Annotated in this window: 11 protein-coding genes and 1 pseudogene; 11 read left to right on the forward strand and 1 reads right to left on the reverse strand. The window is 58.0% G+C overall.

Features of this window, described 5'->3' with window-relative positions; genetic code table 11:
- The 10 genes and pseudogenes from L3X40_RS19585 to L3X40_RS19630 form a co-directional block, all read left to right on the forward strand.
- Window positions 1-337 (forward strand): annotated as a pseudogene (locus L3X40_RS19585) (hypothetical protein); the annotation flags it as partial.
- Window positions 338-559: 222 nt separating this feature from the next.
- On the forward strand, window positions 560-1,543 hold the full coding sequence (locus tag L3X40_RS19590) for a C-terminal binding protein (protein ID WP_237367083.1): 984 nt from the start codon (window positions 560-562) through the stop codon (window positions 1,541-1,543).
- A complete protein-coding gene (locus tag L3X40_RS19595; RefSeq protein WP_237367084.1) occupies window positions 1,536-2,465 on the forward strand; it encodes a phosphotransferase family protein in 930 nt (309 codons plus the stop codon). Before L3X40_RS19590 ends, L3X40_RS19595 begins: the two co-directional genes overlap by 8 nt.
- Window positions 2,462-3,766, forward strand: a complete 1,305-nt coding sequence (gene eno / locus L3X40_RS19600) for a phosphopyruvate hydratase (RefSeq protein ID WP_237367085.1) — start codon at window positions 2,462-2,464, stop codon at window positions 3,764-3,766. Before L3X40_RS19595 ends, eno begins: the two co-directional genes overlap by 4 nt.
- Before the next feature lie 3 nt (window positions 3,767-3,769).
- Window positions 3,770-3,916, forward strand: coding sequence for a hypothetical protein (locus L3X40_RS19605; protein ID WP_237367086.1), 147 nt, complete (start codon window positions 3,770-3,772; stop codon window positions 3,914-3,916).
- Entirely contained in the window at window positions 3,916-4,095 is a 180-nt protein-coding gene (locus tag L3X40_RS19610) for a hypothetical protein (RefSeq protein ID WP_445177217.1), read from the forward strand. Before L3X40_RS19605 ends, L3X40_RS19610 begins: the two co-directional genes overlap by 1 nt.
- Window positions 4,092-4,745, forward strand: coding sequence for a hypothetical protein (locus L3X40_RS19615; RefSeq protein WP_237367087.1), 654 nt, complete (start codon window positions 4,092-4,094; stop codon window positions 4,743-4,745). Before L3X40_RS19610 ends, L3X40_RS19615 begins: the two co-directional genes overlap by 4 nt.
- A gap of 2 nt (window positions 4,746-4,747) precedes the next feature.
- Entirely contained in the window at window positions 4,748-5,404 is a 657-nt protein-coding gene (locus L3X40_RS19620; protein WP_237367088.1) for a hypothetical protein, read from the forward strand.
- A 28-nt stretch (window positions 5,405-5,432) separates the two neighbouring features.
- Complete coding sequence (locus tag L3X40_RS19625) at window positions 5,433-6,209, forward strand: NYN domain-containing protein (protein ID WP_237367089.1); 777 nt, start codon at window positions 5,433-5,435, stop codon at window positions 6,207-6,209.
- 95 nt (window positions 6,210-6,304) lie between these two features.
- A complete protein-coding gene (locus L3X40_RS19630) occupies window positions 6,305-7,336 on the forward strand; it encodes an ADP-ribosylglycohydrolase family protein (protein WP_237367090.1) in 1,032 nt (343 codons plus the stop codon).
- A gap of 197 nt (window positions 7,337-7,533) precedes the next feature.
- Here L3X40_RS19630 and L3X40_RS19635 read toward each other — a convergent pair whose 3' ends face one another.
- Window positions 7,534-8,646: an IS110 family transposase gene (locus L3X40_RS19635; RefSeq protein ID WP_237367091.1), complete on the reverse strand. Its 1,113-nt coding sequence runs from the start codon at window positions 8,644-8,646 to the stop codon at window positions 7,534-7,536.
- Window positions 8,647-8,765: 119 nt separating this feature from the next.
- On the opposite strand from L3X40_RS19635, the gene L3X40_RS19640 reads away from it, so the two are divergent.
- Window positions 8,766-9,377: a S24 family peptidase gene (locus L3X40_RS19640; RefSeq protein ID WP_237367092.1), complete on the forward strand. Its 612-nt coding sequence runs from the start codon at window positions 8,766-8,768 to the stop codon at window positions 9,375-9,377.
- Window positions 9,378-9,682: the final 305 nt, after the last annotated feature.

Below are 9,682 nucleotides of genomic sequence, written 5' to 3' on the forward strand. Positions count from 1 at the left end.
CGGTACACTTTTACTCCGAAATGAACGGACCCCAAAAGACCCGTCAGTGGTACATTTTTACTCCGCCGTTTATACCTTTCATGTCGTCAATACGGACCGTTTGGCGACCGTTCATACACGCTTGGCAGAAATTTATGCGCGCGGGCTGCCTTTGCGTATTTACCCTCTGCCTTTTGAGGTACCTTCGATCGAAGTGGCGCTGCAATGGCATAGCTATAACGATACACACCCGACGATGATCTGGTTGCGGCAGTTGATGCTGGAAGTCAGCAAAGAGCACGATGCTTCGCATGCCGATTCTTCAACAATTGAAAGTAAGTGTGCTAAGGCGAAATGAGGGGTTCCTGGTTAGGGCGCGCACACCAACATCGCGAATATCGCAATAGCGGCCGATGCTCATTCGAAACGATACCTGCCATCTTGACAAACGCTTTCAGCTTCAGCCGTCCGAAGCGCTAGGTAAATCACCGTTGAATTGAAAGCCTGCAGCCTTGCGTTCGCTGTGAATGGGTTTGTCGAGACAAAGCCGCCAAGGGTTCTTGAGGATGTTCGGTGAAAGATGAGTAATTCAGACAAGAGTGGCGTGGGTTGCGTATTGCTGACGGATCACCCTTGGCCTGATCTCGAGATTGAAACGGCGATTGTCGAAGGCGCAGGATATCGTCTGGTCGCGGGGCCGGAAGTTGCAGGCTCGGCTGAAGATATCGAGCAAATGGTCGCGAGCTGCTCGCCGGCGGCGATCGTCACATGCTGGGCGCCCGTTTCACGCAAGGCGATCGAGATACCGTCAGGGCTGAAGATAGTTGCGCGGCTGGGTGTGGGCCTCGACAATATCGATGTGGAGGCCGCGACGGCGCGCGGCGCGTGGGTAACCAACGTGCCCGACTATTGCGTTCAGGAAGTGTCCGACCATGCACTGGGCTTCGTGCTCGATTATTGCCGGGGCATCTCACGCCTGAATGCTGCGACCAGAAAAGCGGGTTGGGACTCGAACTCAATTGGCCTGCTCCGCACCGCCGATCAGGTCATCGGGATTTTGGGCTATGGCAGGATCGGCCGGGAGACCGCGCGCAAGTTCAAGGCGATGGGCTGTCGGGTTTTGGCCTATGATCCCCATTTCAGCCCGGATGCCTCAATATCGTCCGGCTCGTCCATCGATGAAATACAAGCCGATTGCGATGTGATCATCGTGCATGTTCCGTTGCTCCCCGAAACCACGGGGCTTGTCGATGCGGCCTTTCTTGCCGCCACGGGCAAAAAACCGTTGATCGTCAACGTGAGCCGCGGCCCAATCGTATCAAACGTCGCATTGCTCGCCGCCCTTGACGCAGGTCAGATTCGGGGTGCCGCGCTCGATGTCGTCGATGGAGAGCCGAGTCCGCCGGAAGCGATCCTGAAGCATCCGCTGATCACGGTGACGCCGCACGTTGCCTATGCTTCCGATGCATCGATGGCCGAACTGCGCCGTCGCGCCTGCGAGGAAGCAGTCAGGGCGCTAAACGGCGAGCGGCCCGAACACGCGCGGAACACACCTCATGTCTGAACTGGAAGAAGGGGTCCCGTTGGAAGGCGGCGTCGCAAGCGACGTGCGCGTTGTTGATACGCCCGATGGGCCGCTGGTGATCAAAAAGGCGCTCGCCAAGCTGAAGGTAGCCGCGGACTGGTTTTCCGACCCGGCGCGCGCGATGATCGAGGTTGCAGCGATTGAGGCGTTTGGCAGCGTCGGCGGTAAGGAGACGGTGCCGGAAATCGTGTGGGTGCGTCCGGATGAAAATTGCTTTGCAATGAGGTTCGTCGATCCCCGGCTGAGCAACTGGAAGTCCGACCTGATGGGCGGCAAGGTCGACCTGGCAACTGCGGCACGGGTCGGAGAAATATTGGGACAGTTTCACAGCCGTTCGGCCCAGCAGTCTGAACTCGCCGAGGAATTTCGCGATCTCCAGTTTTTCCGCGAACTGCGCGTCGATCCGTTCTTCGAATATGTGGCGGCAAACAAGCCTGAATATTCTTCGCGTATCCGTCAAATCGCGGAAGAAATGCTGGGCCGCAGACAGGCGCTGGTTCATGGTGACTATAGCCCGAAGAATATCTTGGCCGATGGCAAAGACGTCGTGGTTCTTGATTTCGAAGTAACACATTGGGGCGACCCGCGTTTCGATGTTGCCTATTGCCTCACGCACTTGATGCTCAAATCGGCTCTTTCGGATGGTCACCCCGCGCAACTGGGAGCGGCGATTCGAGCTTTTCTCGACGCATATCGCATCAATGGTCTATCCGTTTTGGATGCTGGACTGGCTAATATCACGGGCTGTCTGCTGCTGGCACGGCTTTTCGGCAAATCTCCTGCGGACTATCTGGTCCGGCTTGATACCGAGGCTATCGAGGCAAAAGCCATCGAATTGTTTGCCTTCGAGAAGGCTCCCCAGACTTCCGACTTTTTCATGATTCCGGAGCTTCAAGAATGACATCCACCGCACGTATCGCGTCGGTTCGCGCGCGACAAATTCTCGATAGCCGGGGCCGGCCCACCGTCGAAGCGGATGTAACGCTCGATAATGGCAGTTTTGGCCGGGCTTGCGCGCCTTCTGGAGCCTCCAGAGGTATATATGAGGCCTGTGAACTGCGCGACGGGGATCCCGCGCATTATGACGGTCTCGGGGTGAAGAAGGCGGTCGCGAACGTCAATGAAAAACTGGCCTCCGCGATCCGCGGACAGTCGGTGCTGGATCAGGAAGCCATCGACACGATCATGCGTGATACCGACGGTACCGCATCACTTGAACGGATTGGCGCCAATGCAGTCCTCGCAGTTTCGATGGCGGTGGCGTGCGCGGCCGCCGAGCATGAGCGTGTTCCGCTCTATCGCCATCTTGCCAATCTAGCTAGCACAGTTCCGTCGATGCCGATGCCGATGACCAATATATTGAGCGGGGGAGCCCATGCCGGTCGAGGTATGGACCTTCAGGATTTTCTGATGATTCCGGTCGGTGCGAAGTCCTACAGCGAAGCGCTGGAGATGATTTCGCACGTGCGTCTGTCCTCCACCAGGCTGATGAAGGACCGTGGCCTAACCACGCTGCTTGCCGATGAAGGGGGGCTTAGCCCTGGGTTCGGCAGAGCCGAAGAGGCAATGGAGCTGATGGTGCAATCGTTCGAGTCTGCCGGGCTGCGGCCGGGCGACGATGCTGCGATTGCCCTGGATGTCGCGGCGAGCGAATTATTCGAGGACCGTAGCTATCGGCTTGCCGGCGAGGGCAAGACCTTTTCGGGTGCTGAAATGGCGGACTTCATTTTCGACCTGGCGCGCCGTTATCCGGTAGTGTCCATCGAAGATCCGCTCGATCAGGACGACTGGGACAACTGGCGTCGGTTTGCCTCGGTACTGCCCAACTGCCAGATCGTCGGTGACGACCTGTTCGTGACCAATGTCGAGCGTATCCGGATGGGCATCGAAAAGGAGGCGGCCAATGCCGCGCTCATCAAGCTCAATCAGAACGGCACGGTGAGCGGCACGATCGATGCGACGGCCACGGCGAAAGCCGCAGGTTTTGCGGCGGTTGTTTCGGCGCGCTCCGGGGAGACGGAAGATACCTTTATCGCCGACCTTTCGGTCGCGCTGGGAGCGGGCCAGATCAAAATCGGTTCGGTGCGCAGCAGCGAGCGGCTAGCAAAATATAATCGGCTTCTTCGCATCGAGGAAGACGGCGTTCTTCCGTTCGCTGGCGTCAGTGGTATTTACGGTCACTCTGTGGCCGAGGCGGTCTAAAAGTTGGCTGCGAATATCCGGAACTCGCCCGCCGATGACATTCGGCAGCCCGACCGCGCCATCATCTTTGCCCATGCCGGTGACCGGATGCAGCTGATCATCAATAGCTACGCGCGCGTCGCCGACTGGAAGAAACGGATGATGGCCTGATCGTAAGGTTCAGAGCTGGCGGTCTCCGCGAAATTGCCGAGCATCTTTTTACATGGGGCGGGGAGGTCGTGATCGAAGGCCCCGAAGCGCTCCAAGCGGCTATGCGAGAGAGATTGGATGCGGCCAGCGCATGCCTGCGACCGCTTTTGACGCAGCATGATGTTAGGGCAGGTGAATGAGAAAACCCGACTCTGTTTCTGCGCTAGCGGACTTCGGCCGCGTTCGGTTGTCGAAGTCGTTCTTTATGCGCGATTTCTTGTTCTCCGACATTGCAGCAGTTCATGGGCTGAACAACGTGCCTGACGATCCCGATCTGGCGATCGCTGCAGGAAGCAGGCTTTGCGAACAACTGCTCGAGCCTCTGCAGGAAAGGTTCGGCCGCATCGCCGTCCGCTCCGCGTTTCGCTCGTGCGAAGTGAACGGGCTGGGCAACGAGATGCAGGCCGCAGGGAAGAGCGGGTACAATTGTGCATCCAACGAAGCCAACTTCGCCGGACACATCTGGGATCGACGCGATGCCAAAGGCCGGATGGGCGCCACGGCCTGCGTCGTCATCCCGGCATTTTGGGACACATTCCAAGCAGAGGGGGATTGGCGCAAGCTTGCCTGGTGGATCCACGATCACCTGCCCTATTCGAGCCTCTATTTCTTCCCGAAATTCTGGGCGGTCAACATCACCTGGTGCGAGGAGCCGGAGCGGCGGATCGACAGCTATACCTATCCGAAAGGCTGTTTGACCAAGGTGGGCATGCCGAACAATTGCGGGTCACACGAGCAGGACTGGGCTGGCATCGAGGGAGCAATGGTCCGTGGTTTCGGGGGACACTGAGCATGACAATTCCCGGCCAGTTGATCACCGCCGTCGATATGGCCCTCGCAAGCGGAATCGATCCCAAGCGCTTTCGCGCTGCCCTCAGAGCTGCGAGCCTTGGTTGGCACCCGCATAACGGGCGTTGGGAGGTCGTGCGAGGCAGCGATCAGCACCAGGACATGGAAAGGGTCATGGCGGGCCTGTGCGGGGGAGGCTCCCACCTCCGGTCGATGTCAAAGGCGGCGCAACACGTTTCCCGGACGGCAATTAAGGACGAGCATTACGTGCTCGATCTCTGTGACGTAGTTCTCGGACTAAAGGCGGTCCGGCAGCATTGCTTTCCTTTTTTGACCGGTGATCCAGATTGGCGTGGGTGCCGGAAGCCACTGCCTGTCGATGGTTTTTATCCAGCTCTCGGGCTCGTCGTCGAATATCATGAGCGCCAACACCGAGAACGTGTCGGGTTCTTCGATGATAAGCCAACGGTTTCTGGTGTGCCTCGAGGCGAACAGCGCCGTATGTATGATGAGCGCCGCGCCGATTTGCTGCCGAGGCATGGCTACAGTCTAGTTGTTCTCAATGTGGATGAATTCGCGCACGATAGGGCCAAGCGCCTGCTCAGGACCCCTCAAGATCAGGCTGTTGTCAGCCGCCGCCTTGCACGTTTTATCGGCTGATTAATGGATATTGGGGCAATGTTGCAAAATGGCCAATGAACCTCGCACACCACGACTTGCTGTCTTGATTGACGCAGACAATGCATCCTCTCGGATCGCACCGCGCCTCTTTGAAGAGATTGCAAAGATCGGTGAGGCAAGCGTTCGCCGCATTTACGGCGATTTCTCCGGTACCAGGCTCAAATCTTGGGCCGACGTTCTCGCCACTCATGCGATCAAGGCGCACCAGAACTTTGCGTACACCAGCGGCAAGAATGCTTCGGATATCGCTTTGGTCATCGATGCGATGGATCTTTTGCATACCGGTCGGTTCGACGGGTTTTGCCTTGTTTCTTCCGACAGTGATTTTACCGGCTTGGCATCGCGTATCCGTGAGCAGGGGATAGATGTCTACGGCTTCGGAGAGCAGAAAACTCCCGAGAGCTTCCGACAAGCGTGTCGCCGCTTCATCTACACTGAGAACCTGCTGCCAGAGGCGCCAACGTCAGATGAGCCAGGCCGACAGGATGCTCGTCCGGCCAGCGCAAAGAAGTCGCCCACTGCTGCGGCCCCTTTGATCCGAACTGCGATCTCACAGCTCGATGATGAAGGCGGCTGGGTGCCTCTTGGGCGGGTGGGCCAACGCCTTGCAGCGCTCGCCTCTGACTTTGACCCCCGAACCTATGGTGAAGGCAAGCTGAGCGATTTGGTCGAGAAGGCAGGCAGCTTTGAATCACGCAGAACTGAAACAGGGCATTTGCAAATCCGGGTCTCTCCGTCTGGGAAGGCGGGCCAGCCAAAAGCAAAGAAGACAAAATCCGGATGAAAGTCCGGCTTCCCTCTTTGCGCCAACCAATAACTGTAGGATGCCCTTAAACACGTGCGACCGATAATGTCGTACATGGCTCATATCAAAGCGCCATGAGCAGAAATCTTCGAACAAGCACCACTGATCCGATCCAGATCCCAACCCTTTCGGCCGCGTCAGGACGCATCGGCATCTCCTTTTGTCCCGGTAAACAAGGGCCTGCGCTCGCTGGCTTTGAGTGGAAGCGTGACCTTGCGGCGGATCTGGACGCGGTGCGTGAGTGGGGGGCCGCCGCTGTCGTCTCTCTTATTGAAAAGCACGAAATCGAGCTGCTGGGGGTCGCAGATATGGAGACTGCCGTTGCTGCTCGCGGGATGGAATGGTTTCATCTCCCGATCCCCGACGTCACGGCGCCTGGTGAGGAATTCGAGCAACGATGGCACACGGCCGGAGCCCGACTGCGCAGTCTCCTCACCAACGGGAAAAGCATCTTTATCCATTGCCGGGGAGGGCTGGGCCGAGCCGGCACAGTGGCAGCGAGACTGCTCATCGAACTCGGCATCACAGACGCCAATGCCGCAATCGCTAAAGTGCGAGAGATCAGGCCGGGCGCTATCGAGACGAGAGCACAGGAAGATCACCTTCGAGCGATCAAGCGCATTTACGATCGGTCCATTGGATGTCTAATTGGTCTGGCGGTCGGCGATGCTTTGGGCACGACCCTCGAGTTCAAGCCGCGGGACACCTATGCTCTCGTCTTGCGGGCGGCGATCCTAGGCGCCGACTTTGATGCGGCCCTGGCGGTTCCAGGGGGCCGATATGGACCTGAGATCGGCCCAATCATGGCCGGTAGCTGGCGTGGGAAAGTGAGGGATCAGATTTCCAGCAGCGGCTTCGTGGCGCACAGCCTCGAAGCAGCGATCTGGTCCGTTGCCAACACCACGAGCTTCGATGAAGCCGTGCTGTTGGCAGCTAACCTCGGTGATGATGCCGATACCACTGCTGCCATCGCCGGCCAGTTGGCCGGTGCGATTTATGGCGCATCTTCAATTCGGCAGTCGTGGCTCGACAAGCTGGCGTGGCGCGACGAGATTGAGGCTCTTGCACGCAATCTGGCATTTCCTGCAGTCGCGCTGTCAGACTAGCTTCCGCCGATACACGCCACGGAAAACCCGCGTTGTCGCCCGGTCCGCCATGCGCTCCATCGGCCCATAATGTTTCATTTTTGACCCCCTAACGCTGAAATGGCGGATAATGTTCTTATTTTGAAACATTATGAGGATCTGTCGGGAGTGAGTGTGAAACCTGACGGCAGGCTTGGCCCAATTACCTACAACGGGATCTAGGTCCCAGAAATCTGAACGGGGTCAAAGCCTGCCTCCTCCGATTGGAGGAACCGAGGTCTGTGATAGTCTGGCGCAAACGGCTCGCCAGTCTTCCACATGGTTATCATGAGGACGGCGAGTTTCCTTGCAACGGCAACCCGAGCCTTGAGGAACCCGATCTTTGTTGCCAGCTGAAGCCCCCAGGAGCGCAATGAACTTTCGGCTTGAATGCTACAAAGCAGCACAGTGGCGGCTGTGATTAGATGCGTTCTGGTCAGTTTATTCCCGTGTCGGCTGATCCGGCCGCGGCGCGCGGTGACGCCGGACTGATACAGAGTTGGCGTGAGGCCGAGATAAGGCCCAACATCCCTATTGTGCTTGAAACGGTATGGGTCTCCGACAGCGCTGTAAAACGACAGCGACGTGATTGGACCAACGCCAGGAATTGTCTGAAATCTAGCGCAAGCCGGAATGGCAGCGGCCATCATGCGCATCTCGCGGTCCATATCTGAAATATGTGATCGCAGGGTTTCTCCCATGCTGACCAAAGGATCCAGATCGATGCCAATGGTCACGCCATTCGTGCGTAAGAGCCTCTGTTGGTTCGCGACCTCAGCCGCGAGCGAGCCTCGCCCATTCAAGAGCTTGATGCTGCCGCCATGTAATCTGAATATGGATTGGAGCAGGGCATCTGTCTTGGCTCGGTGTTTTAGCAGGGTTCGACGGATGTTGATCATGATCCGGATGTCCTGATGCTCTACCGGTTTGACGAAAACTTGTGCGCCTGTTGCCGGGGCCAGTCGGCCGAGGTCAGCGAGACCTTTGGCGTCATTTGCATCAGTCTTCTGCCGTCGGATCGCCAGGAACTTGCTCGATTTGCGCACGTCGACGACTTGAACAGGAAGGCCGTACGAACGGAGATCCCGAACCATCTGAGTGCCAACTCCGGCCTCGATTGTAACGGACTGGACTGGTTCGACGCCAAACCGCCGAAGGATGTCCCGAATGGGAGCGGCGCGGGTTTCAGTCTTAGCCTCGAAGAATGCGAAGCCATCGGAATTTACAAGGCAGATGGCGGTCTCGAGGTGTCCGGCGTCGAGGCCGACCCAGTAGCGCTGGTACCGTGACATTCTATTCCAATGCGACTTTCGTTTCTCTCGGTACTCGTAATGAGCTTCCGTGCGCTGGCCGACTAGGAATCGTCCTCAGGGCCGTGATAGACAGGTAGGAAATCGCAGGAGATGATAGGATGGAGCCGCGTGAGGCGTTGGATGGCCTGATTGCCGAGCGAGGCGAGACCTACGCGTCGATTTCGCGTCTTCTCGGAAGAAACTCGGCATACATCCAACAGTTCATCAAACGAGGCTCACCGGCCCGCCTTGACCAAAGTGACATAGCTCTGCTGGCATTGCATTTTGACGTTCCCCCGGAAGTGCTGGGCGGAAAGGAGGGGCCAGCAGTTGGGCAGCGGTCCATAGTCAAAGTCCCTATGCTGGACGGGACGGGCAGTGGCTTACGCCCACAATGGCGTCTGGTCGATGCGGCTTGGCTAGCTCGGTTGTGTGATCAGCCAGCCAGCGTCGCAATCCTGCCAATAGTCGGCGAGGCGATGGAGCCTACTCTCTGCAATGGCGACGAGGTGATGATTAGGCGAGTGCGCAACCAGGAGGGCTTGCGTGAAGGCCTTTATGCCATCCGTGGCTCCTCTGAAATCTTCGTGAGGCGGATAGCGATCGACCCCATGAAGAACCGTCTGACCGTGCTCACCGACCACCCGGCATATCCTAGCTGGCCCGGCATCCAGCGTAAGGGCGTCGACATCGTCGGTCGGGTGATCTGGATCGGAGCTCTGGTGCCCTAGCGGTCCCGACATCCCTGCGAAGCCAGAGGCTCGTGGTGGCCATTCAAAGGTAGCATGCTGGATCGAAGCAGAGTGGAATTAGCCGTCGCAATGGTCGGCAGGTGTGGTCTCGACTCGCTTAAGCCCTGAGGTCCCACTTGCTCGCCCGCAGTCCGGCTCCTGGGTCGCTGGAGCGTAGCGCTTGACCAGGCTCGATGGGGGATTCGCGTGCTGCTACCTAGAGAGCTACCTAGTCACCTGAATCCGAAGTTCGCTTCATTGTTTTCTGGCAGAAGCGTTTGACGGCGGCGAGGATCTCGTCGGCG

This window comes from Rhizorhapis sp. SPR117 (assembly GCF_021742065.1).